At 63.1% G+C, this 25,572-nt stretch carries 23 protein-coding genes; 16 read left to right on the top strand and 7 right to left on the bottom strand.

From position 1 onward, the window contains the following. The first annotated feature begins 422 nt into the window (after window positions 1-422). From QTJ18_RS13610 to QTJ18_RS13580, 7 genes are read left to right on the top strand one after another with little or no spacing between them, the layout of a single operon-like run. Window positions 423-872, top strand: a complete 450-nt coding sequence (locus tag QTJ18_RS13610) for a flavin reductase (RefSeq protein WP_252751321.1) — start codon at window positions 423-425, stop codon at window positions 870-872. 26 nt (window positions 873-898) lie between these two features. Continuing rightward, entirely contained in the window at window positions 899-1,825 is a 927-nt protein-coding gene (locus QTJ18_RS13605) for an AAA family ATPase (protein WP_252750747.1), read from the top strand. 24 nt (window positions 1,826-1,849) lie between these two features. Next, window positions 1,850-3,124, top strand: a complete 1,275-nt coding sequence (locus QTJ18_RS13600; RefSeq protein WP_252750746.1) for a vWA domain-containing protein — start codon at window positions 1,850-1,852, stop codon at window positions 3,122-3,124. Continuing rightward, the gene (locus tag QTJ18_RS13595; protein ID WP_252750745.1) at window positions 3,121-3,441 is read left to right on the top strand and encodes an XdhC family protein; all 321 of its coding nucleotides are present in this window, start codon (window positions 3,121-3,123) and stop codon (window positions 3,439-3,441) included. Before QTJ18_RS13600 ends, QTJ18_RS13595 begins: the two co-directional genes overlap by 4 nt. Next, complete coding sequence (locus QTJ18_RS13590) at window positions 3,441-4,136, top strand: XdhC family protein (RefSeq protein ID WP_252750744.1); 696 nt, start codon at window positions 3,441-3,443, stop codon at window positions 4,134-4,136. The genes QTJ18_RS13595 and QTJ18_RS13590 overlap by 1 nt, the downstream gene beginning before the upstream one ends. Further along, complete coding sequence (locus QTJ18_RS13585; protein ID WP_252750743.1) at window positions 4,133-5,785, top strand: NTP transferase domain-containing protein; 1,653 nt, start codon at window positions 4,133-4,135, stop codon at window positions 5,783-5,785. Before QTJ18_RS13590 ends, QTJ18_RS13585 begins: the two co-directional genes overlap by 4 nt. 4 nt (window positions 5,786-5,789) lie before the next feature. Continuing rightward, window positions 5,790-6,113, top strand: coding sequence for a TfoX/Sxy family protein (locus QTJ18_RS13580; RefSeq protein WP_252750742.1), 324 nt, complete (start codon window positions 5,790-5,792; stop codon window positions 6,111-6,113). A 138-nt stretch (window positions 6,114-6,251) separates the two neighbouring features. On the opposite strand, the gene QTJ18_RS13575 is transcribed toward QTJ18_RS13580, so the two are convergent. The 5 genes from QTJ18_RS13575 to bcp all read right to left on the bottom strand — a co-directional run bounded on the left by QTJ18_RS13575 (window position 6,252) and on the right by bcp (window position 11,288). After that, window positions 6,252-6,668: an NUDIX domain-containing protein gene (locus QTJ18_RS13575; RefSeq protein ID WP_252750741.1), complete on the bottom strand. Its 417-nt coding sequence runs from the start codon at window positions 6,666-6,668 to the stop codon at window positions 6,252-6,254. Window positions 6,669-6,674: 6 nt separating this feature from the next. After that, window positions 6,675-8,270: a DEAD/DEAH box helicase gene (locus QTJ18_RS13570; RefSeq protein WP_252750740.1), complete on the bottom strand. Its 1,596-nt coding sequence runs from the start codon at window positions 8,268-8,270 to the stop codon at window positions 6,675-6,677. Window positions 8,271-8,499: 229 nt separating this feature from the next. Next, the gene (locus QTJ18_RS13565) at window positions 8,500-9,822 is read right to left on the bottom strand and encodes a M23 family metallopeptidase (RefSeq protein ID WP_252750739.1); all 1,323 of its coding nucleotides are present in this window, start codon (window positions 9,820-9,822) and stop codon (window positions 8,500-8,502) included. Window positions 9,823-9,959: 137 nt separating this feature from the next. Then, window positions 9,960-10,808 (bottom strand): ferritin-like domain-containing protein, encoded by an 849-nt coding sequence (locus tag QTJ18_RS13560; protein WP_252750738.1) that lies wholly within the window; start codon window positions 10,806-10,808, stop codon window positions 9,960-9,962. 12 nt (window positions 10,809-10,820) lie between these two features. After that, the gene (gene bcp / locus QTJ18_RS13555; protein WP_252750737.1) at window positions 10,821-11,288 is read right to left on the bottom strand and encodes a thioredoxin-dependent thiol peroxidase; all 468 of its coding nucleotides are present in this window, start codon (window positions 11,286-11,288) and stop codon (window positions 10,821-10,823) included. A 129-nt stretch (window positions 11,289-11,417) separates the two neighbouring features. Between bcp and QTJ18_RS13550 the strand changes: the two genes are divergently transcribed. Then, the gene (locus QTJ18_RS13550; protein ID WP_252750736.1) at window positions 11,418-14,834 is read left to right on the top strand and encodes a DUF3971 domain-containing protein; all 3,417 of its coding nucleotides are present in this window, start codon (window positions 11,418-11,420) and stop codon (window positions 14,832-14,834) included. A gap of 61 nt (window positions 14,835-14,895) precedes the next feature. Here the strand turns inward: QTJ18_RS13550 and tyrS are convergent, their stop codons facing one another. Further along, the gene (gene tyrS, locus QTJ18_RS13545) at window positions 14,896-16,152 is read right to left on the bottom strand and encodes a tyrosine--tRNA ligase (protein WP_252750735.1); all 1,257 of its coding nucleotides are present in this window, start codon (window positions 16,150-16,152) and stop codon (window positions 14,896-14,898) included. A gap of 247 nt (window positions 16,153-16,399) precedes the next feature. On the opposite strand from tyrS, the gene QTJ18_RS13540 reads away from it, so the two are divergent. Further along, a complete protein-coding gene (locus QTJ18_RS13540; protein WP_252750734.1) occupies window positions 16,400-17,572 on the top strand; it encodes a GGDEF domain-containing protein in 1,173 nt (390 codons plus the stop codon). A gap of 108 nt (window positions 17,573-17,680) precedes the next feature. Here QTJ18_RS13540 and QTJ18_RS13535 read toward each other — a convergent pair whose 3' ends face one another. Continuing rightward, entirely contained in the window at window positions 17,681-18,358 is a 678-nt protein-coding gene (locus QTJ18_RS13535; protein WP_252750733.1) for an alpha/beta hydrolase, read from the bottom strand. A gap of 212 nt (window positions 18,359-18,570) precedes the next feature. Between QTJ18_RS13535 and QTJ18_RS13530 the strand changes: the two genes are divergently transcribed. The 7 genes from QTJ18_RS13530 (at window position 18,571) to QTJ18_RS13500 (ending at window position 25,572) form a co-directional block, all read left to right on the top strand. Further along, on the top strand, window positions 18,571-19,737 hold the full coding sequence (locus tag QTJ18_RS13530) for a cysteine desulfurase family protein (RefSeq protein ID WP_252750732.1): 1,167 nt from the start codon (window positions 18,571-18,573) through the stop codon (window positions 19,735-19,737). A 142-nt stretch (window positions 19,738-19,879) separates the two neighbouring features. Continuing rightward, window positions 19,880-21,349, top strand: a complete 1,470-nt coding sequence (gene sufB, locus QTJ18_RS13525; RefSeq protein WP_252750731.1) for a Fe-S cluster assembly protein SufB — start codon at window positions 19,880-19,882, stop codon at window positions 21,347-21,349. Beyond that, window positions 21,349-21,732 carry a nucleotidyltransferase domain-containing protein gene (locus tag QTJ18_RS13520; RefSeq protein WP_252750730.1) on the top strand — a complete coding sequence of 128 codons (384 nt, stop codon included), beginning with the start codon at window positions 21,349-21,351 and terminating at the stop codon, window positions 21,730-21,732. Before sufB ends, QTJ18_RS13520 begins: the two co-directional genes overlap by 1 nt. Further along, a complete protein-coding gene (locus QTJ18_RS13515; RefSeq protein ID WP_252750729.1) occupies window positions 21,729-22,142 on the top strand; it encodes a HEPN domain-containing protein in 414 nt (137 codons plus the stop codon). The genes QTJ18_RS13520 and QTJ18_RS13515 overlap by 4 nt, the downstream gene beginning before the upstream one ends. A gap of 71 nt (window positions 22,143-22,213) precedes the next feature. Continuing rightward, window positions 22,214-22,969, top strand: coding sequence for a Fe-S cluster assembly ATPase SufC (gene sufC, locus QTJ18_RS13510; RefSeq protein ID WP_252750728.1), 756 nt, complete (start codon window positions 22,214-22,216; stop codon window positions 22,967-22,969). Window positions 22,970-22,992: 23 nt separating this feature from the next. Continuing rightward, complete coding sequence (gene sufD, locus QTJ18_RS13505; RefSeq protein ID WP_252750727.1) at window positions 22,993-24,267, top strand: Fe-S cluster assembly protein SufD; 1,275 nt, start codon at window positions 22,993-22,995, stop codon at window positions 24,265-24,267. 84 nt (window positions 24,268-24,351) lie between these two features. Then, on the top strand, window positions 24,352-25,572 hold the full coding sequence (locus tag QTJ18_RS13500) for a cysteine desulfurase (RefSeq protein WP_252750726.1): 1,221 nt from the start codon (window positions 24,352-24,354) through the stop codon (window positions 25,570-25,572).

The raw sequence follows: 25,572 nt of genomic DNA, 5'->3' as shown, positions 1-25,572 counted from the left end.
CGCAGGTTCCGGTCGGAAAACCATGGGACACTTTTCCAAAACCTGCTTGGGCACCCGGCATGGCTGAGCGCTTCACGCCCAGGCAAGGGTCCAAAAGGCGCCGATCCCGCAAGGCTTTCGATGGACAAGAGAGCCGCTCATGCCCATATGCTGGTGTGAAGCCGGAACCGGGCGGGACTTCGCCGAACGATAACCTGTGCCTGCCAAGATCCTTTGGTTCCGGCAGTGTCCTGTCCCGGCATCGGCGACCACTTGCGGGACTATTCAGCTTAGCGTGGAGAATGAATGTGACAGTTTCGGATGCAAACGGAGGCCAGCCGGCCAATCCTGTTTCGCGCAACGCACCCGCGGCGGATCCCGCACCTGCAAGCTTCACGCCTGACGGGCCGCAGCCGGTCGATCCTGTCCATTACCGCAACGGCATGGCGCGCTATGCGGGACATGTCCAGGCGGTGACGACGGAGTGGCAGGGGGTTCGGCGGGGCGTGACGGCGACGGCCGCCTGCTCGGTATCCGATGATCCGCCGACTGTGCTTGCCTGCCTGAATGTGGCCAATGCGAAGAATGCGATCTTCGAGAAGAGCGGCTATTTTGCGCTGAATGCCCTGGCGGCCCACCACCAGCCGCTGGCACGGGCGCTGGCCGGCTTCGAGGACCTTCCGACCGAGGAGCGGTTTTCGCTTGGCATCTGGCAAAGGCTGGTGACCGGCGCGCCGGTCCTGTCCGATGCGCTGGTGGCCTTCGACTGCCGCCTCCTGGAGGTCAAGGTCATGTCCACGCATATGGTGCTGTTCGGCGAGGTGGTGGGCCTGCATCTCGGCCCCAAGGCGGAAGCGCTGATGTATCTGGACCGGAGTTTTCACGCGCTGTAGACATGAGGACCGGGGGGAAAAGGATAATGGACGATACATCTCTGCCAGCCCTGCCGACGTCCATCGACGGGATGATCGCGCTGCTCGAAGGCCAGGATTACCTGGCGTCGCGCGCGCTTGCCACGGTCATCTACCTGTCCTTGAAGATGAGGCGGCCTTTGCTTCTCGAAGGTGAAGCGGGCGTGGGCAAGACCGAAATCGCCAAGGCGCTTTCGGCCTCGCTCCACCGACCGCTGATCCGGCTGCAGTGCTACGAGGGCCTGGATGTCGCATCGGCGGTCTATGAGTGGAACTACCCGGCCCAGATGCTGGAGATCCGCCTGTCGGAAGCGGCGGGATCGAGCGACCGGGACCGGATTTCGGCCGATCTCTACAGCGAGCGCCACCTCATCCGCCGCCCGGTGCTGAAGGCACTGTCGCAGCCGGGCGAGCCTGCGCCGGTGTTTCTGATCGACGAACTGGACCGCGCCGACGAGGCCTTCGAGGCCTATCTTCTCGAAGTCCTGTCCGATTTCCAGGTGACCATTCCCGAGCTCGGCACGATCAAGGCGGCGGAACCGCCGATCGTCATCATCACCACCAATCGCACGCGCGAGATCCACGATGCCCTGAAGCGGCGCTGCCTCTATCACTGGGTCGATTATCCCGATGCCGACCAGGAATTGTCGATCCTCCATCGCAAGGTGCCCGGCGCCGGTTCGGCTTTGTCGCAACAGGTCGTCGCCTATGTGCAGAAACTGCGGGGCATCGACCTCTTCAAGAATCCCGGCGTGGCGGAGACGATCGACTGGGCGACGGCGCTGACCGAGCTCGACCGGATGGCCCTCGATCCCGAAACCGTCTCCGACACGCTCGGCACGCTGTTGAAGTATCAGGACGATATCGCCCGTGTGCAGGGCGGCGAGGGGGCGGCGATCCTGGCAGAGGTCAAAGCGGACCTGATGGCGCGCTGACGGTGTGAATGAAGGAGTGAGGCGATGGGCGCAGCGGATGAGTTTGCCTTGCCGCCGGACCAGGTGCCCGGCGAGGGGCGTCTGGCCGACAATATCCTTCATTTCTCACGCGTTCTTCGCAGGGCCGGATTGAAGACCTCGCCGCAGGCGACGCTCGATGCCGTATCCGCCGTGCAGGCCATTTCCATCGGATCGCGCGACGAGTTCCATGCCGCATTGGCCAGTATCTTCGTCAAGCGGCGGGAGGACATGGCTGTCTTCGACGAGGCCTTCCGGCTGTTCTGGCGCAAGCGCGAGCTGATCGAGAAGATGATCCAGATGATGTCGCCGAAGGCGGCCGATCACCGGGAGCGGGAAAAACCGAAGCCGGCGGCGGCAAGGGTCAGCGACGCGCTGTTCGATCGTCACGCAAGCCCGCCAAAACGCGAGGCACCGCCGGAGATCGAGAGAGAGGCGCGGCTGACGGCTTCCGCATCGGATGTGCTCCGCAAGGCCGATTTCGCGCAGATGAGTGCTGCGGAACTGGCACTGGCGCGCCGGGAACTCGCCCGGCTGGTGCTCCCGCTCGACACGGTGACGACGCGGCGCTTCCGCGCCACCCATCGCCCCGCCCGCATCGATCCGCGACGCACCTTGAAAGCCGCCATGCGCACAGGCGGTGCGCTGATCCTGCCGCAGTTCAAACGCCCCCGAAAGGAGAGCCCGCCGCTGGTGGTGCTGGTCGACATATCGGGATCGATGAGCCAGTATAGCCGCATCTTCCTGACCTTCTGCCATGCCATGATGGAAAAGCGCCGGCGCTGCCATGTCTTCCTCTTCGGCACGCGGCTGACCAATGTGACGCGCGCCTTGCGCCATCGCGATCCCGATGACGCCATGCAGGCCTGCGCCGCGGCGGTCCCCGACTGGTCGGGAGGAACGCGCATCGGTGCGGCGCTGGCGCGCTTCAACCGCAGCTGGGGGCGGCGCGTCCTCGGCGGCGGGGCGGTGGTGCTGTTGATCAGCGACGGGCTGGAGCGGGATGATCTCGCCGAGCTGGAGCTGGAGATAGACCGCCTGCACCGGAGCTGCCGCCGGCTGATCTGGCTCAATCCGCTTCTGCGCTTCGAGGGTTTCGAGGCGCGCGCCCGGGGTGTTCGGGCAATCCTGCCGCATGTCGACGAATTTCGCCCCATGCACAATCTGAATTCGCTTGCCGATCTTGCGGCGGCGCTTTCCGGCCTTACATCGCAGTCTGCAGATCCACGAGACTTTCTCGCCCCTTCGGGCCATCCGCCACCGAAAAGGAGATCCACATGACCGGCACGATCGATCCGCTTCGCACGGCAGAGGCCTGGCGGCTGGATGGCCGCCCGGTCGCCCTGGCCACTGTCATCGAAACCTGGGGCTCGGCGCCGCGCCAGGCCGGCAGCCATCTGGTGATCGACGCCGAGGGAAATTTTGAGGGCTCGGTTTCCGGCGGCTGCGTCGAGGGTGCGGTGATTGCGGAGGCGCAGGATGTCATCGCCTCGGGTCAGGCGAAAATGCTGGAATTCGGCGTTGCGGACGAAACCGCCTGGCGCGTCGGGCTCTCCTGCGGCGGCCGGATCCGCGTCTATCTGGAAAGGCTGGATTGATGCAGCTTCAGCTTCTTGCCGCGCTCAATGCGGCGCGTCAGGCCCGTCGGGCGGCGGTGTTGGTCACCAATCTGGCAACCGGCGAAGCGCAGCTTCTGCTGGAGGGCGACGTCTGGCCGGAGGCTTTCGAAGAGGCCGCTTCCAAAGCACTGCTGGCCGGAAAATCGGCAGCAGTGGAGGTGGAGGGCGCGGACCATTTTCTTGCCGTTCATCTGCCGCCGCCGCGGATCGTCGCCATTGGCGCCGTTCATATCACCCAGGCGCTTTCGGCGCTTTCGGCGGTTCTGGGCTACGATCTGACGATCATCGATCCGCGCACCGCCTTCGCGACCCCTGAACGTTTCGGCGCTGTCGATCTGATTGCCGACTGGCCGGAGGATGTGCTGCCGGCGCGCCCGCTCGATGCCTATACGGCGCTGGTGGCGGTGACGCATGATCCGAAGATCGACGATTTCCCGCTTGCGGAGGCGCTGCGGACCAAGTGTTTCTACGTCGGCGCGCTGGGCAGCCGAAAGACCCATGCCAAGCGGGTCGAGCGTCTGACCGGACTGGGGCTCGAGGCGGAGCAGATCGGCCGGATCCATGCGCCGATCGGCCTTGCCATCGGCGCATCCAGCCCCGAGGAGATCGCGCTCGCCATCCTGGCGGAAATCGTCCAGGCATTCCGCAACCGTCCGCTGGCGGGACGCGCATGAAATTCGGCCCGCTGCCCACAACAGAGGCGGAAGGCGCCATCCTGGCGCATGGCGTCGTGCTCCCCGATGGGCGGCTGTCCAAGGGCACAAGGCTTTCCCAGGCGGATCTTGCCCGGCTTCTTTCCAACGATATCGACAGCGTCATCGTTGCGCAGCTTGCGCAAGACGACCTGACCGAGGACGTGGCCGCGGAGAGGCTGGTGGATCCGGTGCTTTCGCCTGGCATTCGAAGCGCTCCGGCGAGCACCGGCCGCGTCAATCTCTATGCCACGGAAAACGGCCTTTTGCGCGTCGACAAAGAGGCTGTCGATGGATTCAACCGCATCGATCCGGCGATCACCCTGGCGAGCCTTGCCGATTACAGCGCCGTCCATGCCGGCGACATGGTGGCGACCATCAAGATCATACCGCTGGCTGTGCCCGGAGCGATCGTCGAGACGGCGGCGGCGGTCCTGCGAGGTCGGCGGGCCCTGACCCTGAAACCCTATCGGGCGCACGGCGTGGCGCTGATCCAGACACGCTTGCCGCAGCTCAAGACCTCCGTCATGGACAAGACCGCCGAACGGCTGCAGCGGCGGCTGGCGGCATCCGGCAGCGTGGTGACAGGCGAGCAGCGCGTGGCGCATCGCGAAGACGAGGTCGCTGCGGCAATCACATCCGCCCTGCAGCAGGATCATGGATCGGGGCCGCATATGGTCATCCTGTTCGGCGCCTCAGCCGTCTGCGATGCGCATGACGTCCTGCCGCAGGCGATCCGCAAGGCCGGCGGCGTGATCGACCGCGTTGGACTGCCGGTCGATCCCGGCAATCTTCTGGTTCTGGCCCATTGCGGCGCCGTGCCGATCATTGTGGCGCCCGGCTGCGCTCGTTCGCCGAAGGAGAACGGATTCGACTGGATCCTGAGCCGGCTCATGGCGGGCGAAGTCCCATCCGAAGCGGATTTGTCGGGTCTGGGTGTTGGAGGACTGCTGATGGAAATTCCAAGCCGCCCGCGACCCCGGGAGGCCGATCGGCCAAGCCTCGCCGGACGCGATATCGGCGCCATCCTGCTTGCCGCCGGGCGGGCCAGCCGAATGGGAGAGGCGGGGCACAAATTGCTGGCCCGGTTCGACGGCGTGCCGCTGGTGCGCCGGATGGCGGAGCGGGCGCTCGATGCACTGCCGGGTCCTATCGTCGCCGTCACCGGCTATCGCGCTCCCGATGTTGCTTCGGCCCTTCACGGTCTGCCGCTGACGGTTGTCGACAATCCGGACTTTGCCACCGGCATGGCGAGTTCGCTGAAGGCGGGGCTTTCGGCGGCGGTCCTTTCCGACAGCGCGGGCGTCATGGTTCTCCTGGGCGATATGCCGGGGCTCACATCGGACGATCTGCAGCGGTTGAGCCAGGCTTTTGTCGAGGCGGAAGGACGCGCCATCGTGCGCGCGGTTGCCGCCGGCAAGCGCGGCAATCCGGTCATCCTGCCGCGTAGCACCTTCGCCGACCTGATGGCGCTGGAAGGCGATGTCGGCGCCCGCCACGTGATCGAAACCTGCGGCCTGCCGATCATCGACGTCGAGATCGGCGAGGCGGCGCATCTGGATGTCGACACGCCCGAAGCGGTGCTTGCCGCCGGAGGCATATTGCCTCCCATGAAGCAAGTGCCGGGATAGAGCCATGGACAATGCGGCGATCGAAGACATGTTCGAGGCTTTGGGATCGGTCAGCATCCGCCGCATGTTCGGCGGCAAGGGCATCTATCACCAGGGCATCATCTTTGCGCTCGAACTGCGAGACGAGATCATGCTGAAGGCCGATGCCGAGACGGCGCCGCTGTTTGCCGCCGCCGGCGCCCGGCAATGGTCCTATGAGGGAAAATCCGGCAAGGCCGTCCTGATGCCCTACTGGACGATACCGGAAGAGGCGCTGGACGATCCGGACAGCATGGCGAAATGGAGCCGGCTTGCCTTCGAGGCCGGACTGCGCGCATCCAGACCTTAGGGTCGAATTTGCACACGGTTTCCGGCGCGTCCCGCGGGGACATGGCGGAAATCGCTATACCCCGCGTCACGAAGCCTTGACGGATATTGATCCACCGGCGGCTTCGCTCCTCGGACCCTGATCGGGTCCTAATGCGCGTCAGCCTGCCTGCAGCAGGCGGACCGCATGACTCGTGAAGGCGGAGAGAGGGGTTGGCAGGGCATCGATGGCAAACCAGCCGAAGTCGGAGAGCTTGTCCGGCTCCGTCAGGACCGGATCACCATTGAAATCGTCCGTCACGTAAAGCACGGAGATCCAGTGCTGGCGATCGGCCTCGATCCGCTGCTCGCTGACGCCGAGGCAGTGGAGGGCACCGATGACAAGGCCGGTTTCCTCCTGCGCCTCGCGCCGCGCGGCATCCTCGGAGGATTCCATATGATCGACCTTGCCGCCCACGATGTTCCAGTGGCCGGCTTCCGGTGCCTTCAGGCGTTTGTAGAGAAGGATCTTGCCATCGTCGCGCCGGATTACGAGACCGGCGCCGAAACCCGGAAAATCAATGCCGGGAAGAGCCATCTGGCATCAGCCCTTGGCGTTGGCCACGATCAGCATGAAAGCCGGAATGTCGTCGCCGAAGCCGACCGGCGTCGGGCCGTCATCGTCATCACGGCGGCGGCGGCGTTCGCGGTGGTCGTCATTGGCAGGATAGGGGCGCGACTGGTTGCGGCCACCATTCTGCGGCTTGCGATGGTCTGCCTTCTGAAGTTCTGCCGCCACGCTGTCCGTCCTTTGTTCCTTTGGAGCCCGTTCACTGGGAGCCCGTTCAATGGGAGCCCGTTCAATGGGAGCCCGCTCAGTGGGAGCCCGTTCGCTAGGAGCCCGCTCGCTGGGAGCCTGCTCGATGACTTCGGCAGTATCGGCTGCCCGGATGTCAGCTTTATGACCGCGCTTGGACCGTCCACGATCCCGATCCCGATCCTTGTCGCGCTCGCGAGACTTGCCGCGCGCCCGACCGCTATCCTGGCTCTCCATCGGAGGCGGAAGCGCAGACAGATCGCCGCTTTCCCATTCGATCTGCTGGCCGATCAGCTTTTCGATCGCGTCGAGATATTTCGAGTCGGATTTGGTGACGAGGGTGAAGGCACGTCCGGATCGGCCGGCGCGGCCGGTGCGGCCGATTCGGTGGACATAATCCTCCGCATGGATCGGCACGTCGAAATTGAAGACATGGCTGACATCGGGAATGTCGAGGCCGCGCGCGGCGACGTCCGAGGCTACCAGAAGCGTGATCTGATTGTCCTTGAAGCCGGCCAGCATATTGGTGCGGGAGCGCTGGTCCATGTCGCCATGCAAGGCGCCGACGGAAAAGCCGTGGCGTTCGAGCGAGCGGAACAGATCCGCGACATCCTTCTTGCGGTTGCAGAAGATGATCGCATTCTTGAGATCATTCTGCGCCCGGATGAGCTCGCGCAGCACTGCGCGCTTCTCGTAATCCTTGTTGTGCGAAGCGACGAGGCGCTGCGTCACGGTCTTGGCGGTGGAGGAGGGCGGTGCCACCTCGACACGCTCCGGGTTCTGCAGGAAGCGATCCGCCAGCTTCTGGATTTCCGGCGGCATGGTGGCCGAGAAGAACAGGGTCTGGCGGGTAAAGGGGATCATCTTGGCGATCCGCTCGATATCCGGGATGAAGCCCATGTCGAGCATGCGGTCGGCTTCGTCGATGACGAGGATTTCCACACCCGTCATCAGCAGTTTGCCGCGCTCGCAATGATCGAGAAGCCGGCCGGGCGTGCAGATCAGCACGTCGGCGCCGCGCTCCAGCTTGCGGTCCTGCTCGTCGAAGGAGACGCCGCCGATCAGCAGCGCCACGTTCAGCTTGTGGTTCTTGCCGTATTTTTCGAAATTTTCCGCAACCTGCGCCGCGAGTTCGCGCGTCGGTTCCAGAATGAGCGTCCGCGGCATGCGAGCCCGGGCGCGGCCCTTCTCGAGAAGGGTCAGCATCGGCAGGACGAAGGAGGCTGTCTTGCCTGTCCCCGTCTGTGCGATCCCGCAAATATCGCGCCGCTGGAGGGCGGGCGGGATGGCACCGGCCTGAATCGGCGTAGGCGTTGAATAGCCCGCGTCGGTCACGGCGGAAAGGACTTTCTGGCTCAAGCCAAGATCAGCAAAAGTGGTCAAAGAGAAAACTGTTTCCGTTCGGTTCTGTGGAAGAACTCTGTGAGTCGGATCCGTATGAACGTCCGACGATGGCCGCGACATAAGCGCAAAGCCCGGCAAAGTCAAGAAAAGCGGTCAAAATGCGGCGCAAATGGTGAATTTGAGCCCCAGAACGGCGAAATGCCGAAAAAGCCGGAGGAGAGGCAGCGGGTGCGACGGGACCGGCCGCTCCGCGCAGGGCCGTCCGGCGTCACATATAGGTCGTCAGTTTCATGCCGGCATTGAGGAAGCGGATCGGATCCACCGCGTCACCATTGCGGCGGACCTCGTAGTGAATATGCGGTCCGGTCGACCGGCCGGTCGAGCCCGCTTTGCCGATGACGTCACCGGCTTCCACATGCTCGCCGACGCTCACCAGGGCCGCGGACAGATGCCCGAAGCGCGTGGTGATTCCCTGGCCGTGATCGATCTCCACCATATTGCCATATCCGCCGGAATAGCCGGACGAGATGACCTTGCCGCGCCCGGTCGCCTTGACCGGCTGGCCAATATCGGCGCGAAAATCAATGCCGGTGTGCAGGGCCAGGCGGCCGAGGAAAGGGTCGACACGGTTGCCGAAGGGGCTGGTAATGCTGTCGCCGGGTGCGGGATTGCCGAAAGGCAGGTCCTTGGCCGTCTGGCGGACATTGTCGAGGCGGTTCAAGGCAGCGTCCAGCTGGTCGAGAGAGGCATCGAAGGCGTTGAGATGCATCGGCTCGACGAAGGGGCCGCCGGTATCGCTCCCAAGCTCCGGCGCCTGGATTGGCAGGGCAACGCCGATCGGGCGCATGATCGCCGCCATCGCGCTCGCCTTCTTCTCCGCATCGGCCGTCAATTCGTGGATGCGGGAAAACTGTTCCTGCTCGATGGTCTTCAGCGAGAGCGTCACCTTGGAAAAGACGCGGTCCGCCCGATCGGCCACGCTTTCGTCGGCATGCGAGAAGGCGGTCGAGAGTCCGGCAGGCGATGCAGCGGGCGAGAAAGCGGAGGCCGTGGTCCGTGCCTTGGTGTTCTGGTCGGCGGAGAGGAGATGATCGATCGCCTTCAGGCCATCGCCGAGCATGGCCTGCTTGTCGCGCTTCTGCGGCTGGAAGGCATTGACCGGCGGCGCGGCTTCGCCGCCAAGGCCTTGCTCTTCCGCCCGCTCCATCAGGTCCCCGAGCTTGCCATGGCGGGAAAACAGGGCGCTCTGCTGTTCGAGCAGCTTTTCCACCTTCTGTTCCACCACCTGCTGGTCGAGAAGCTGGCGGGAGGTGATCCGGTCGAGCTGCGCCCGGAGGGCCGAAATACGGTCTTCATAATCATGCTGGATACGCGCCTGGCGGGCCATTGCCGCGCCGATCAGGTCGTCGCGCAGGACGAGATAGGTGGTCGCGGCGAGATAGCCGATCGTGAAGACGAGGACGAAACAGAGACCGAGGCCTGCCATCCAGGGACGGATCGCCATGTGGCGGATGCGATCGCCTGAAGCGAGGATCAGCACGTGCTGTCTGGCACGCTTGCCGAAAACACGATTGTCACCCGCCTCTGCCAAATCCGTCTCCCGTACGACTCGCTCAGCGCGATCAGCCTTGCCGGGATTACACCCTGTTAAGGTTAATGACGGGTTAAGCCGGTCGGCGTGGGGCGCGGGGCGCGGGGGCGGGAGGCGCTTGGAAGGCCGCAGGCCCGTCAGGCGTGGCTGGTGGCGGTCAAGGATCGATAGAAGGATGGCGTGAGCCCCGCCTCCGCGCGGGCGAGATCGTTGAAGGGCGGCTTCAGCGAGCCGCGGAAATTGGCGCGGACCAGATCCTGGAAGGTGCGGGCGGGGTCACGTCTTTCACGCGCGCAGAGGAAGCGGAACCATTTCGCGCCGATCGCCACATGGCCTTTCTCGTCCTGGTAGATCACGTCCAGCACGGCCGCCGTCTCCAGATCGCCGGTCTCCCGCATCTTTTCCTGCAGCGCCGGCGTGACGTCGAGGCCGCGCGCTTCGAGGATCAGGGGAACCACCGCCAGCCGTGCGGTCAGATCATTGCGTGTCGAATGGGCCGCCTGCCAGAGCCCGTCATGGGCCGGCATGTCGCCATAATCGGCGCCGAGCTGGCGCAGCCTGTCGCGCACCATGCGGAAATGCTTGGCCTCCTCGAACGCGACCTGCATCCAGCCGTCGAAGAAGGAATGCGGCACGGGTTCCGTCGCATAACGGCCAACGATGTCGAGCGCCAGATCCACCGCATTGAGCTCGATATGGGCGATTGCGTGCAGGAGCGCGATCCGGCCCTTCAGCGTGTGGAGCGACCGCTTTTCCACCAGTTTCGGCGGCACGAGTTCCGGCTTTGCCGGGCGTCCCGGCCGGTCGGGAAGCGGCGGATCGAGGGGCGAGCGCAGCGAAAGCCGCCGCGCAAACCAGCGCCGTGCCGTTTCCTGAGCAAGCTCCGTCTTCATGTCCAGATCAGCCGAGGCAATGGCCTGGATGGTGCCGCCCCGCAGCGAGCGGATGGACAAAGGCGGCACGGGTGTCACGGATGCATCGGTCATGCCCCGTTGATGTCACAGGGCCTTGACGGCTTCAAGCACTTCATCCGCATGGCCGGCAACCTTCACCTTGTTCCAGATGCGCGAAAGCTTTCCATCGGCATCGACGAGGAAGGTCGATCGTTCGATGCCCATGTAGGTCCGGCCATACATGCTTTTTTCCTTCCAGACGCCATAGGCATTGGCGGCCTGCTGTTCTTCATCGGACAAAAGGACCACCCGCAGATCGTGCTTCTTGATGAATTTGTCATGGCGGGCGACGGGATCGGGCGAAATGCCGAGAACGGTTGCGCCGACAGCGGCGAAATCCGAGGCGCGGGCGGTGAAATCCAGGGCTTCGACCGTGCAGCCGCTCGTATCGTCCTTGGGGTAGAAATAGACGATGACGGGCTTGCCGCGAAAATCCGACAGCGACACCGTCCCGCCGCCATCCCTGGCAAGCGTGAAGTCGGGCGCGGTTGCGCCGACCGATAATTCAGACATGGTTTTCCTTTCTTTCGCCAGCATCTTGGGCAAATCATGTTTGGCAGGGTATATACTGCTTCGAAACGGGTCCAGATCACCTGCGCATATGCGTCCTTCGGATGCGGGAACACTCGGATACAGGAAGACATGGCGGACATCAGAGGGGAAAAGGTCGTTTTCCGCCGAAGGGACATGGTCGATCTGCACAGCCTGCCCTCGGCGCAGGCGCATGATCCGATCATCGTGAATTGCCCCAGGCCGCGGTCGCGTGCGGCCGGCGTCATCCGCTATCTCTGCTTTTTCCTGCTGCTGGTGCTCCTGGCCGGCGCCAGCATCTTCCTTGCCATCGAAACCGGCGCCATCGACAGCACGCTGAAATCGCGGGCGCAATCGGCGCTGAACGCAGCGATCGGACCGCGCTACCAGGCGACGGTGGGCGCGACGGTGTTGCGATTCGATTCCGATCTCCGGATCGCCCTGGAGGCGCGCAACGTCGATATCATCGAAGTGGCGACCGGCGCTCACCTGACCCGCACCGGCTCGCTCAGGCTGGCGATCGACCCCTTGGCCCTGGCGCGCGGCCAGGTCTCGATCCGTCATATCGAGGCGCAGGATATCAGCCTGGATACCGCACTTCTGCCGGCTGGCGATCCTATGGACCTGTCGCAGATGCGCATCGACCGTCTGCCGGCCTGGCTGGAGCAGGCCTTCCAGCGACTGGACGAGGCGCGGGGCGTCATCGAGCGCACCGGCACGGGTTCGATCAATATTTCCGGCATCCGTGTCCAGTTCCCGCCGGACCGCGAGGGACGGGTCTCGTCGCTGGTGGTCGACGACCTTGTCCTCTCGCTGTCGGACAGTGGGCAGGTGGTGCTGACGGGCATCGTCGAACTGGATGGGCGGCGCGCCAATCTCCTGGTCAGCGCCTCCTCGGAACAGGGCGTCACACGCAAGCTGGAGGCGAAGGTCACGGGTCTGGATCTGACACCCTTCCTGCTGCAGCGCGATGGTGACGGGGCGCCGCGCGAAGGATTGCAGGGCGCCGTTACCGTCAATCTCTCGGCCGTGCGCGACACGTCGGAGGCCGATCCGGCGATCCGGGCGCAGATCGACCACGAGCCGGGCATGTTCTATTTCGACGGGATCGGCCAGGAGCTGAGTGGCGCGAGCATCCGCGTCGCTTATGATTTTGCCAAGAACCTGATCGAGATCCTGCCGTCCGACATGCGTTTCGGTCCCACCGTTCTGCCGGTCAGTGGTGCGCTGGTGGATCTGGATCGGCTCAACCCTGCGGAAAAGCGACCCGGTTTCGGCCTCGATCTCCTGGTCAGCGGAGGGCGGGCGCAGGGCGAATCGGGCGCAGACGAGCCGGTCGTCTTCGATTTGAAGGCCAATGGCCGCTACCTGTCGGCCGATCGCCTGCTGGAAGTGGACGATATGTTCGTGTCCAGCCCGATGGGACAGATGGCGGGGTCTCTGAAGCTTCGGCTGCTCGGCAATGTCTCGCCGGAAATCAGCTTCGGCGCGCAATTGCCGAAAATGGATGTGGCTGCGGTGAAACAGCTCTGGCCGTTCTGGATGGCGCGAAAGCCGCGCGACTGGGTGACGGCCAATATGTTCGGCGGCACGGTGACCAATGGCTCGATTGCCGTCTTCATTCCCGGCGGGCGGATGAAAGGCCCGGGCGTGCCCCTGGATCTCAACGCCGACGAGTTGCAGCTGAGCTTCGACATTGCCGACAACCGGATGAACATCACCGGAGACATACCGCCGGTGCGCGATCTTTCCGGTCACCTCGACCTGAAGGGCGAACATCTGGTCGTGGATATCCGCAGCGCACGCTCCTATTTTCCCTCCGGCCGCTCGGTTTCGGCCGAGGCGGGCCGGTTCGAGATTGTCTCCACCTATCGCAAGCCGCTGATGGCCGATCTGAACCTGACGGTGTCCGGCGGCGCCGACGCGCTTGCGGAGCTTGCCAGTTTCCAGCCGATCAACGGCCTGAAGGACACGGAGTTCACGCCGGACGATTTTTCCGGCACAGCGCAGGCCAAGATCACCGCGCGCTTCGGACTGCTGCGCGACCAGGAGCCTCCGCCGCCCATATTCGGCGCCGAGATCACCCTCGACGATGTGGATCTCGCCGAACCCGTCGAGGGCCGCCGGATCAGCAATGTGACCGGCCAGATGGTCGTCGACCAGGAGGCCCTGCGGCTCAAGGCAAAGGCTGCGATCGAGGATGTGCCGGCCGAGGTGACGCTGGTCCAGCCGATCGGCAAGAAATCGGCTGTGGCGCGCGCGCTCGAAATCAGGGCGACGCTCAATGACAGCAATCGCGAGGCGCTGGTGCCGGGTCTTTCGGACGTGGTCAGCGGGCCTCTGGATGTCGAGCTGTCGCGCATCGATGCCGACCATCAGGCGGTGAAGATCGATCTGACCAAGGCGCGTCTGTCGGCGCCCTGGGTCGGGTGGCAAAAGGGGCCGGGCATTGCGGCGCGGGCCGAACTCGAGGTGAAGAGCAAAGATGGCGCGACCGATGTGACCAAGCTTGCCATTTCGGGCGACGGCTTCGGCGTCAGCGGCAATCTCGCCTTGAACAAGGATGGTCTGCAGTCGGCCAATTTCTCCAAGGTGCAATTGTCGAGCGCCGACAATTTCGCTTTGACGCTGGCGCGGGCGCGCTCCGGCTATGACATCAATGTCAGCGGCGGCGGCGCCGACCTTCGGCCGCTGCTGGCGAAGATCAAGGGTGAGGGTTCGGCCAGTGCGGGGAAGGGCGGTGAGGACGACAGTGCCACCGTGCGCGTCAAGGCAAAGCTCGACCGGGCGCTCGGCTTCAACGACGAGGCGCTGCGCAATGTCAGTTTCAGCGGCACGATCGGCGGCGGCGACGTGCAGAACATGCAACTTGCCGCGGTGACCGCAAGCGGCCAGGCGGTCGTCGGCAAGACGCTTGGCGGCGAGCAGGGCGATACGATTTCGCTGACCAGCGGCGATGCCGGCGCCGTGGCCCGTTTCGCCAATATCTACGACCACATGCGCAGCGGGCTCCTGAACATCCGCCTGACGCAGGAGAGGGACAGCAATTGGAGCGGCTATGTCGATCTGCGCAGTTTCTCGCTCGTCAATGAGAGCCGCCTGCAGTCGATCGTCTCGACACCCGTCGGCGAGGATGGCCGCAGCCTGAATTCGGCCGTCAAGCGCGATATCGACGTCAGTTCCGCCAAGTTTCAGCGCGGCTTTGCCCGCATCGTCTATCGCGACGGAGCGCTTTCGGTCGAAAATGGCGTGGTGCGCGGCGAGCAGATCGGCGCGACCTTCCAGGGCATGCTGCGCGATGCCTCCGGCGCCATGGACATGACCGGCACCTTCATGCCCGCCTATGGGCTGAACCGGCTGTTCGCCGAACTGCCGATCATCGGGACGATTCTCGGCAATGGCCGCGACCGCGGACTTTTGGGGATCACCTTCAAGGTGACCGGCTCGATCGACCAGCCGAAGCTGACGGTCAATCCGTTGTCGATCATTGCGCCGGGCGTCTTCCGCCAGATCTTCGAATTTCAGTGAACCGGAGCGGACCGGGTCCGATCGGACCCGGCCTCTGTTTTTCTCGCTCGAGGCGAATGGCTCAGGCGGGGCGCACCAGAATGTGCTTCTTCTTGCCGAGCGACAGCTTGATGACGCCATCGGCCGTCACCTCGCCGCTGCCGATCACCTGGCGTTCGTCTGCCACGGGCTGATCGTTGATCCGCACGGCCCCGCCCTGGACATGGCGACGCGCTTCGCCATTGGAGGCGGCAAGTCCGGCGCGGACCATCAGGGCCAGCAGGCCGATCCCGGCATCGAGTTCGGCTGCCGGAATCTCGACGGAGGGCAGGTTTTGCGACAGCGCGCCTTCTTCGAATGTCTTGCGTGCGGTTTCCGCCGCAGCCTCCGCCGCATCGCGACCGTGCAGGATGGCAGTGATTTCCGTTGCCAGCACCTTCTTCGCCTCGTTGATCTCCGAACCGCCGAGCGCGGCAAGCCGGGCGATCTCATCCATCGGCAGAATGGTGAAGAGCTTCAGGAAGCGCTCGACATCGGCATCCTCGGTGTTGCGCCAGTACTGCCAGAAATCATAGACCGGCATCAGTTCGGCATTCAGCCACACGGCGCCTGACGCGGATTTGCCCATTTTTGCGCCCGAGGCGGTGGTCAGCAGCGGCGAGGTCAGCGCGTAGAGTTGCTCGGTGCCCATGCGGTGACCGAGATCGATGCCGTTGATGATATTGCCCCATTGATCGGAGCCGCCCATCTGCAGACGGCACTCGTAACGCTTCGCCAGCTCGACATAGTCATAGGCCTGGAGGATCATGTAGTTGAATTCCAGGAAGGACAATGACTGCTCGCGGTCGAGACGCGTCTTGACGCTGTCGAAGGACAGCATGCGGTTGACGGAGAAGTGCCGGCCGACATCGCGCAGGAATTCGAGGTAATTCAGCGGCCGCAGCCACTCTGCATTGTTGATCATCAGCGCGCCGCCCTTCGGCCCCGCTTCGTAGTTCAGGTAGTGCGCAAAGACCCGCTTGATCGAGGCGATATTCTCCTCGATCATGTCGATCGTCATCAGCTTACGTGCTTCCTCCTTGAAGGACGGATCGCCCACCATGCCGGTTCCGCCGCCCATCAGCGAGATCGGCCGGTGGCCCGTGGCCTGGAACCAGTGCAGCATCATGATCTGCGTGAGATGGCCGACATGCAGGCTGGAGGCCGTCGGATCATAGCCGATATAGGCCGTCACGGTTTCCTTGGTCAGCAGCGCATCCAGCCCGTTCTCGTCGGAAACCTGGTGGATGAAGCCGCGTTCGTCGAGCGTGCGGAGAAAATCGGACTTGAACCTGGACATAATCAATCTCTGGCGGGTGTTGGCATAGTCGTAGAGCCGCGCCTCTACCACTGTTTCGGCCGGGAATCATCCGAAAAGTAGCCGTAGGCCGGGCTTTCGGCGGCCAGGGCGGGAGCGCGGCGGCGCCGCGTCCCGGGTGTGAGGGGTCATCGGCTTTTTGACCGGCCTTTAACACTTCCTTGTCTCGTGCTGCCTTAAGTTTTGGTTGCGCGGGGGCGCAAATACGTGTGACGGGGATATAGATGCGGTGAACGGGGCGAGTTTTTTCCTGGCCGTCAATTTCATGATTGGCCTGTCGTTCTCGGCCGCATTCCTGATTGTTTCGACGCGCAGTCGCTCGCGTGTTGCTGCACTCTGGATTGCTGCGGCCTATGCGGTGGCGTCGCTTTCGACGCTGTCCGAACTTCTGGTTGCCTTTACCAGCTTTCCGCGATTCTTCGCGATGATGGCATTTGCAACCGTTCTGTCTGGCCTGATCCTGATTCGTGTCGGGATCGGCAAGCTTTACGGCATTCCTGCCCATCCTCTGTGGCTGGCCGGCTATTTCAGCCTGGCCATGGCTCTGGATGTGTGGATCTACGATCTGCCGCGCGGCACATGGGCGCATGCGCTGAGCTATCAGGCACCCTTTGCGCTTGTGGTCTTTCTCAGCGCCATCGCCGTGTTGCGGTCCAGCCGCAAGATGTTGATCGACCGAGCCATGGCGGTGCTTCTCTTCATTGCGGCGGCGCAGTTCCTGATGAAGGCCGTGGCCGCCGTGCTGGTCGGTGCGGGGCGAACGGCGGGAGATTATGTCCACACCTATTACGCCCTTGTGTCGCAAAGCGCGACCGGCGTTGCCGTCGTCCTGATCGGGCTGATGCTCTTGTCCGTCTTCGTGCTGGAAATCATGGCCGAGGAACGCAGCAATTCGGAGGTGGATGCGCTCTCCGAGGTGCTCAATCGCCGGGGTTTCGACAATCACTGCGAAATGGCGCTGCGGCGGATGCGGGGCCCGCATTCGGTGATCCTGTGCGACCTCGACCATTTCAAACGCGTCAACGACACCTATGGCCATTATTCGGGCGATTGCGTGATCCGCGCCTTTGCGGCCCTTTTGCGGGCCAGCGCACCGGATCACGCGGTGATCGGACGGCTGGGAGGGGAGGAGTTCTGCGTTGTGCTTCCGGGCGTGCCGCTGGAGGCCGCCGTGATGTTTGCCCAGGCGGTGCGGGGCAGTTTCGCCGTGCAATCGGTGGCGGGCTTGCCGCATCATTTCCGTATCAGCGCAAGCTTTGGCGTCACAGCCTTCCGCGAGACCAACGAGCTTTCGACCGCGCTGCGCCAGGCGGACCTGGCGCTTTACGAGGCGAAGGAAAGCGGGCGCAATGCCGTGCGGATCTTCCGCATGATCGAGCCGGATCTGGCAATGGCGATCTAGGGTCAGGCGTCCTGCGCTGTTTCCGGTCCTTGGCTTGCGATCCAAGGTGCCGATTTACCCCTCCAGACGAAAAAAGAGCGGCTGCGGGCCGCTCTTTCTTGTGCTGCTTTAGCGGATGCGCTTGGCCGCCGGTTCCGGCACCAGTTCGCCATTCAGGCGACGATCCAGATAATCTTCGCATTCGCCCATCAGATGTTCGACGCGCGCATTGAAGAAATGGTTCGCGCCTTCGACGGTCTTGTGGGTGATGAGGATGCCCTTCTGCGTCTTCAGCTTCTCGACAAGCGTGTTGACATCCTTTTCCGGTGCGACCTTGTCGGCATCGCCATTGATGATCAGGCCGGAGGACGGGCAGGGAGCGAGGAAGGAGAAGTCGTAGATATTGGGCTGCGGCGCGATCGAGAGGAAACCTTCGATCTCCGGTCGGCGCATCAGCAACTGCATGCCGATCCAGGCACCGAAGGAATAGCCGGCGACCCAGCAGCTCTTGGAATCGGGATGCAGGCTCTGCACCCAGTCAAGCGCCGAGGCGGCATCGGACAGTTCGCCGGCGCCATGGTCGAACTCGCCCTGGCTGCGGCCAATGCCGCGGAAATTGAAGCGAAGCGTGGTGAAGCCGCGCTTCTGAAACATGTAGAAGAGCTGGTAGACGATCTGGTTGTTCATCGTGCCGCCGAATTGCGGATGCGGATGCAGGATGAGGGCGATCGGGGCGTTCTTTTCCTTCGACGGCTGATAACGGCCTTCGAGGCGGCCGGCAGGGCCGTTGAAAATGACTTCGGGCATTGTGACTCCGGTCAGCTTTTTGACGTTTCCACCTGTTTCATGACCGGCTTGACTTGACGAAGCCGCTCATCTTTTCTAGAAACAGTTTAGAACCATTCGAAACTTGGGCTGGCACCAGCCGCCCAGTTGGTCGTCTCTTACGGCATGCGCGGCGAAAATTTCAAGGGAAATGCGTTGCGCTTCATGATCTAGACCGGGAAGCTTCGCTGGCAATGGCAGGAAGACGCGTTTATCTCGACTGGAATGCGACAGCGCCGCTTTGCCTTGCGGCAAGGCAGGCGATGATGGATGCCTATGCTCTGCCGGGCAATGCATCCTCCGTGCATGGCGAGGGACGTTTGGCGCGTGCCGGCATTGATCGGGCCCGCCGCCAGGTGGCAGAGCTGGCCGGAGCGCAGGCCCAGCACGTGATCTTCACCAGTGGCGCAACCGAGGCGGCCAATCTTGTCCTGACGCCGCATTTCCGCATGGGCCGGGCGCCGCTCGAGATCGGCCATCTCTTCGTTTCGGCTATCGAACATCCCGCCGTGCGCGATGGCGGACGTTTCCCGGCCGAGCGGGTGAGCCTTGTTCCCGTGACCGGTGATGGCATTCTCGACCTTGCGGCCCTTGAGGCTGCGCTGGCCGCACATGATGAAGGCCTCGGCCTGCCAATGGTCGCCGTGATGCTCGTCAACAATGAGACGGGTGTGATCCAGCCGGTCGCCGAGGCCGCGCGCCTGGTGCATGCCAAAGGCGGGCTGATGGTGGTCGATGCCGTTCAGGCCGCAGGTCGTCTCGCACTCGATATCAACGCGCTGGAGGCGGATTTCCTGATCCTGTCCTCCCATAAGCTTGCCGGTCCGAAAGGCGTCGGAGCGCTGATTTCGCGCGGCGAGATCATGATGCCGAGTGCGCTCCTGAGGGGTGGTGGCCAGGAAAAGGGGCATCGGTCGGGTACCGAGAACTTCCCCGGTATTGTCGGCTTCGGCGCGGCAGCCGAGGCGGCGTCGGCATCCGCGGCGGAAAGCGCCCGGATCATGGCGATGCGGCGTGAGCGGCTGGAGGCGGGCATGCGCGCCGCCCTGCCGTCGGTGATCATTCATGGCGCTGGCATGCCGCGCATCCCGAACACGAGTTTCTTCACCGTGCCCGGGCTGAAATCGGAGACCGGGCAGATCGCCTTCGATCTGGAAGGCATTGCGCTATCGGCCGGTTCGGCCTGCTCGTCGGGCAAGGTCGGGCAAAGCCATGTGCTGACGGCCATGGGGGCCGATCCCGATATGGGGGCTCTGCGGATCTCCATCGGGCCGGAGACGAGCGAGGATGACATAGACGCCGCGCTGTCGGCTTTTGCGCGCATTGCCGGCCGACTGAGTGCCGGCGGTCGGGCGGCATAAAGCTTTGCGCCATTGATGAAGCGCAAAATTCTACTTGCCAAGAGGTGGGAAAAACGCCTTCTGGCGCTTACATGAGGGCGGAGTTCCGCCAAAGAGTGACAAGCTGCCGGACCCTTGATTCCGGCAAGATTGGAGAATGACCATGGCTGCCGTGCAGGAGACCATTGATCAGGTACGCCAGATCGATGTGGACCAGTACAAATACGGGTTCGAGACCACGATCGAAGTTGAAAAGGCTCCCAAGGGTCTTTCGGAAGAGATCATCCGCTTCATTTCGGCCAAGAAGGACGAGCCGGAATGGATGCTGGAATGGCGCCTCGACGCCTATCGCCGCTGGCTGACGATGGAAGAGCCCACCTGGGCGCGTGTCGATTACCCGAAGATCGATTTCAACGACATCTATTATTATGCCGCGCCGAAGACCACGCCGGGCCCGACCTCGCTCGAAGAGGTGGATCCGGAGCTGTTGCGGGTCTACGAAAAGCTGGGCATTCCGCTGCGGGAACAGGAAATCCTGGCCGGCGTCGACAAGCCGCGCGTCGCCGTCGATGCGGTGTTCGACAGTGTCTCCGTCGTCACCACCTTCAAGAAGGAACTGGCCAAGGCCGGCGTGATCTTCATGTCGATCTCGGAAGCGATCCGCGAATATCCGGAGCTGGTCAAGCAGTATCTCGGCTCGGTCGTGCCGACCACGGACAATTATTATGCCACGCTCAACTCCGCGGTCTTCACGGACGGTTCCTTTGTCTATGTGCCGAAGGGCGTTCGCTGCCCGATGGAGCTTTCGACCTATTTCCGCATCAACGAAAAGAACACCGGCCAGTTCGAGCGCACGCTGATCATCGCCGATGAGGGCGCTTACGTCTCCTATCTGGAAGGCTGCACGGCGCCTCAGCGCGACGAAAACCAGCTGCATGCGGCGGTTGTCGAGCTGGTGGCCCTGGACGATGCCGAGATCAAATATTCGACGGTGCAGAACTGGTATCCGGGCGACAAGGACGGCAAAGGCGGCATCTTCAATTTTGTTACCAAGCGTGGCGATTGCCGGGGCGACCGCTCCAAGATCTCCTGGACGCAGGTCGAGACGGGTTCGGCCATTACCTGGAAATATCCGAGCTGCATCCTGCGTGGCGATGACAGCCGCGGCGAATTCTATTCGATTGCGGTATCGAACGGTCATCAGCAGATCGATTCGGGCACCAAGATGATCCATCTCGGCCGGAACACGTCGAGCCGCATCATCTCCAAGGGCATTGCCGCAGGCGTTTCTCAGAACACCTATCGCGGCCAGGTCTCCGCCCACCGCCGGGCCAGCAATGCGCGCAATTTCACCCAGTGCGATTCGCTTCTGATCGGCGACCGCTGCGGTGCCCATACCGTGCCCTATATCGAGGCGAAGAATTCCTCGGCGCAGTTCGAGCACGAGGCGACAACCTCGAAGATCTCCGAAGACCAGCTGTTCTATTGCCTGCAGCGCGGTATTCCGGAGGAGGCGGCCATCGCTCTGATCGTCAATGGCTTCGTCAAGGAAGTCATCCAGGAACTGCCGATGGAATTCGCCGTCGAGGCGCAGAAGCTGATCGGGATTTCGCTGGAAGGCAGCGTGGGGTGATGGGTGTAGACCTCCACCCTTCTCTCCGGCGGGTCCGGGCGAATTATGGTTCGTTCGGTAGCGAGGAGGTTGCGCTGGCGGAAATCATCCGCCGGCTGGTGGAGGCTCTCGATCCGCAGATGATTTGGCTCTTCGGCAGTCGCGCTCGTGGAGACGCGCGTCCGGACAGCGACTTCGACGTATTGGTTGTGGCGAAGGAGAACGGGTCTTTCGACAGCGATGATTACGACAGGGTCTATGCGCCGCTGGCTGGAACGGGTGTCGGAGCCGACGTCGTTCCGTGCGATATGGATGTGTTTCGAGCCAGTCTGGGGCTGAACACATCCTTCATCCGGCAGATCGTGGATCACGGTCGTCTCGTCTATGGCGAGGTGCCGGAATGACGCCCGAGCAGTTGCGGCAACAGCGCGTTCGATCTTTCTTCCAGCTGGCACAGGAGGAATTGGCGGTCGCCTTGGCCATCAAGGCCCAGCACCATCGCCAGGCGGCGTATTTTCTGCAGCAATGCGTCGAGAAACTGCTACGTGGCGTTCTTGAAATGGAGCAGGTTCCGGCTGGGACGATGCACAATATTCGAGGACTGGTCGATCTGCTTCCACAGGGGCATATGATGGCCGAGCGGTTTCTCGAACTGGACGTATTATCGCCGGCGGCCACGCGATATCGCTACCCCGGTCCCAAGGGGACGGTGGCGGATTTCGACAAACGTCAGTTCGACGTGCTGGTGCCGAAGATTGAGGCGCTGATGCAAGAAGTGGAACGGGCGACCGAAGATTTTCTCGGGCCCGATTGAGAATATGGGCTTCGGCCTTTGACGATAGGAATAGGCGGCCCTTGAACCGCCCTATGAACAGGAACAATGAGATGCTTGAAATCAAGAACTTGCACGCCCGCATCGCCGAAGATGGCACGGAGATCATCCGCGGTCTGAACCTGACCGTGAAGGCCGGCGAAGTGGCGGCCATCATGGGCCCGAACGGTTCCGGCAAATCGACGCTGTCCTACATCCTGTCGGGCCGTGAAGACTATGAAGTCACCGAAGGTGAGATCCTCTACAACGGCGAGAACATTCTGGAGCTCGACCCGGCTGAGCGCGCCGCCAAGGGCATTTTCCTGGCCTTCCAATATCCGGTGGAAATTCCCGGCGTTGCCACCATGCAGTTCCTCAAGGTCGCGATGAACGAGCAGCGCAAGGCGCGCGGCGAGGCCGAACTGACGACACCGGATTTCATGCGCCGGGTGAAGGATGCGGCCGCCGAGCTGAAGATCAATCCGGACATGCTGAAGCGGCCGCTCAATGTCGGTTTTTCCGGCGGCGAGAAGAAGCGCGCTGAAATTCTCCAGATGGCGCTCCTGGAGCCGAAGCTGTGCGTGCTGGACGAGACCGATTCCGGCCTCGACATTGATGCGCTGAAGATCGTGGCCGATGGCGTCAATGCCCTGAAGTCGCCGGATCGCGCCGTCATCGTGATCACGCACTACCAGCGGCTCCTCGATTACATCGTGCCGGATACGGTGCATGTTCTCTACAAGGGCCAGATCATCCGCACCGGCGACAAGGATCTGGCGCTCGAACTGGAAGCCAATGGCTATGCCGATATCATCGGCGCAGCGGCCTGACGGGTAGCGAAGAGGATTTTCGCATGAACATGCAGACTCACAATCGGCAGACCGCCGCGGAATCTGCGCTGATCGAGGCCTTTACCCAGCAGGTCGGCGACCTGCCGGGCAATGGCGCCGTCATCAGTGCCCGCGACCGGCTGGTCGAGGATCTGAAAAGCAATGGCCTGCCGTCGCGTCGCGTCGAGGCATGGCACTATACGGACCTGAAGACGCTTCTGCGCGCGCTTCCGGGCCTGGAGCCGGCCGGCGACGTGACCGTGACACCTGCCCTGGTGGAGCATGCGAAGGTCATCGCGACGCGGGACGGCCAAAGCGATGCGAGAGCGAGCATCAATGGCGTTCTGGTCAGCGCCTTCGCCGACATGCTGCGCGAAGGAACGGCCGCGCCCGGACTGTCCGTGATCGACCGCGACGATACGATCGGCAAGATCAATGGCAGTTTCGTGCGGGACGGCTATGTGCTGGAAGTTCCCGAAGGGGCCGTGCTGGATGCGCCGATCGAGATCCAGGCGCTCCACGGTGCGGGCCAGATCCATACGCGCTTCCCGGTCAGTTTCGGTCGACACTCGACGGCCACCGTCATCGAGCGGCACCTGCCGAGCGGCGAGGGCCAGGCCTTCGTCACCTCCGTCAGCGATATTTCTCTGGAGGACGGTGCGGACGTCACCTGGATCATCCTGCAGGAGCAGGGCGCTGCGGATACCCATCTTGGCCAGATGCGCGTGCGGGTCGGCGAGAATGCGAAGCTGCGCCTCTATGTGATCAATGCCGGCGGCAAGCTGGTCCGTCAGGAATTGCGCATCGACGTGGCGGGAGAGGGATCGGATCTGCAATTGCGCGGCGTCAATCTCCTCGGCGGCGACACGCATACCGACGTGACATTGGTGCTCGGCCATAATGTGCCGAACACGACCTCGACAGAGATCTTCCGCAATGTCGTGTTCGACAGGGCGCGGGGCGTCTTCCAGGGCATGATCAAGGTGGCGCTGGATGCACAGAAGACGGATGCACGCATGGCCTGCAATACGCTTCTGATGTCGGACGATGCCGAGTTCGCGGCCAAGCCGGAGCTTGAGATCTTTGCGGACGACGTGCAGTGCGGACATGGCGCGACGGTTGCCGATATCGACGACAACCATCTCTACTACATGATGGCCCGCGGGATCCCGCGCAGCCGGGCCCGTGCCATGCTGGTGAATGCCTTCGTTGCCGAGATCGTCGAGGAACTGGACGACGAGGCGCTGGTCGAGGCGCTGGAAGGCGTCATCTCGCGCTGGCTCGAGGGTCACGCCTGATCGCCGCGTTACGGGGAGGGCAGGTCATGCCCTCCCGCCCAGGGCCCAAGCGGCCTCCATGCTCATCCGTTGGAGTGGTCTCCCATGACCTATGACGTTGAAGCGATCCGTCGCGATTTTCCCATTCTGTCGACCATGGTGCACGGCAAGCCGCTGGTCTATCTCGATAACGGCGCCTCGGCACAGAAGCCGCAAAGCGTCATAGACGCCATCAGCCATGCCTATTCCGCCGAATATGCCAATGTGCATCGCGGCCTGCACCATTTGTCCAATGCCGCGACGGAAGCCTATGAGGCGGCGCGCGAGAAAGTCCGCAAATTCCTGAACGCGCCGTCGATCGACGATATCGTCTTCACCAAGAATTCGACCGAGGCCATCAACACGGTGGCCTATGGCTTTGCCATGCCGCACCTGAAGGAAGGCGACGAGATCGTCCTGTCGATCATGGAGCATCACTCCAACATCGTGCCCTGGCATTTCCTGCGCGAGCGGCAGGGCGTGAAGCTGGTCTTCGTTCCGGTGGATGACCAGGGCGCGTTCCATATCGAGGACTTCGAGAAATGCCTGACCGAGCGTACGCGCCTTGTGGCGATCACGCAGATGTCCAATGCGCTCGGCACCGTCGTGCCGGTCAAGGAGATCTGCCGCCTCGCCCATGAGCGCGACATCCCGGTCCTCGTCGACGGCAGCCAGGGCGCCGTGCATATGCCGGTGGACGTGCAGGATCTCGATTGCGACTGGTATGTCATGACCGGCCACAAACTCTACGGTCCCTCGGGCATCGGCGTCCTCTTTGGCAAGAAGGAACGGCTTTTCGCCATGCGCCCCTTCCAGGGTGGCGGCGAGATGATCATCGACGTTGCCGAGGACATGGTCACCTACAATGATCCGCCGCATCGCTTCGAGGCGGGAACGCCGCCGATCGTCCAGGCCATCGGGTTGGGTTATGCGTTGGATTACATGGAAAAGATCGGCCGCGACAAGATTGCGGCGCATGAGGCCGACCTGACCGCCTATGCGCGCGAACGGCTGATGGCGATCAACGCGCTGCGCATCATCGGCGATGCGCCCGGCAAGGGAGCGATCTTCTCCTTCGAACTCGCCGGCATCCATGCCCATGACGTTTCCATGGTGATCGACCGGAAAGGCGTTGCGGTGCGCGCCGGCACGCATTGTGCCATGCCGCTCTTGAAACGCTTCGGCGTCACCTCCACTTGCCGTGCATCCTTTGCGATGTACAACACGCGCGCCGAAGTGGATGCGCTGGCCGATGCGCTGGATTATGCGCGCAACTTCTTTGCTTGA

Origin of the sequence: Rhizobium sp. SSA_523 (assembly GCF_030435705.1) — a bacterium.
In the GTDB taxonomy this organism is placed as follows: Bacteria; Pseudomonadota; Alphaproteobacteria; order Rhizobiales; family Rhizobiaceae; genus Neorhizobium.
Note: the sequence above shows the minus strand (reverse complement) of the source record. Positions and strands in the feature narration are given on the sequence as shown.

Coding starts and splice junctions, on each gene's coding strand:
- QTJ18_RS13610 (WP_252751321.1), top strand. CDS start 423: ATGGCGCGCTATGCGGGACATGTCCAGGCGGTGACGACGGAGTGGCAG.
- QTJ18_RS13605 (WP_252750747.1), top strand. CDS start 899: ATGGACGATACATCTCTGCCAGCCCTGCCGACGTCCATCGACGGGATG.
- QTJ18_RS13600 (WP_252750746.1), top strand. CDS start 1,850: ATGGGCGCAGCGGATGAGTTTGCCTTGCCGCCGGACCAGGTGCCCGGC.
- QTJ18_RS13595 (WP_252750745.1), top strand. CDS start 3,121: ATGACCGGCACGATCGATCCGCTTCGCACGGCAGAGGCCTGGCGGCTG.
- QTJ18_RS13590 (WP_252750744.1), top strand. CDS start 3,441: ATGCAGCTTCAGCTTCTTGCCGCGCTCAATGCGGCGCGTCAGGCCCGT.
- QTJ18_RS13585 (WP_252750743.1), top strand. CDS start 4,133: ATGAAATTCGGCCCGCTGCCCACAACAGAGGCGGAAGGCGCCATCCTG.
- QTJ18_RS13580 (WP_252750742.1), top strand. CDS start 5,790: ATGGACAATGCGGCGATCGAAGACATGTTCGAGGCTTTGGGATCGGTC.
- QTJ18_RS13575 (WP_252750741.1), bottom strand. CDS start 6,668: ATGGCTCTTCCCGGCATTGATTTTCCGGGTTTCGGCGCCGGTCTCGTA.
- QTJ18_RS13560 (WP_252750738.1), bottom strand. CDS start 10,808: ATGACCGATGCATCCGTGACACCCGTGCCGCCTTTGTCCATCCGCTCG.
- bcp (WP_252750737.1), bottom strand. CDS start 11,288: ATGTCTGAATTATCGGTCGGCGCAACCGCGCCCGACTTCACGCTTGCC.
- QTJ18_RS13550 (WP_252750736.1), top strand. CDS start 11,418: ATGGCGGACATCAGAGGGGAAAAGGTCGTTTTCCGCCGAAGGGACATG.
- tyrS (WP_252750735.1), bottom strand. CDS start 16,152: ATGTCCAGGTTCAAGTCCGATTTTCTCCGCACGCTCGACGAACGCGGC.
- QTJ18_RS13535 (WP_252750733.1), bottom strand. CDS start 18,358: ATGCCCGAAGTCATTTTCAACGGCCCTGCCGGCCGCCTCGAAGGCCGT.
- QTJ18_RS13530 (WP_252750732.1), top strand. CDS start 18,571: ATGGCAGGAAGACGCGTTTATCTCGACTGGAATGCGACAGCGCCGCTT.
- sufB (WP_252750731.1), top strand. CDS start 19,880: ATGGCTGCCGTGCAGGAGACCATTGATCAGGTACGCCAGATCGATGTG.
- QTJ18_RS13520 (WP_252750730.1), top strand. CDS start 21,349: ATGGGTGTAGACCTCCACCCTTCTCTCCGGCGGGTCCGGGCGAATTAT.
- QTJ18_RS13515 (WP_252750729.1), top strand. CDS start 21,729: ATGACGCCCGAGCAGTTGCGGCAACAGCGCGTTCGATCTTTCTTCCAG.
- sufC (WP_252750728.1), top strand. CDS start 22,214: ATGCTTGAAATCAAGAACTTGCACGCCCGCATCGCCGAAGATGGCACG.
- sufD (WP_252750727.1), top strand. CDS start 22,993: ATGAACATGCAGACTCACAATCGGCAGACCGCCGCGGAATCTGCGCTG.
- QTJ18_RS13500 (WP_252750726.1), top strand. CDS start 24,352: ATGACCTATGACGTTGAAGCGATCCGTCGCGATTTTCCCATTCTGTCG.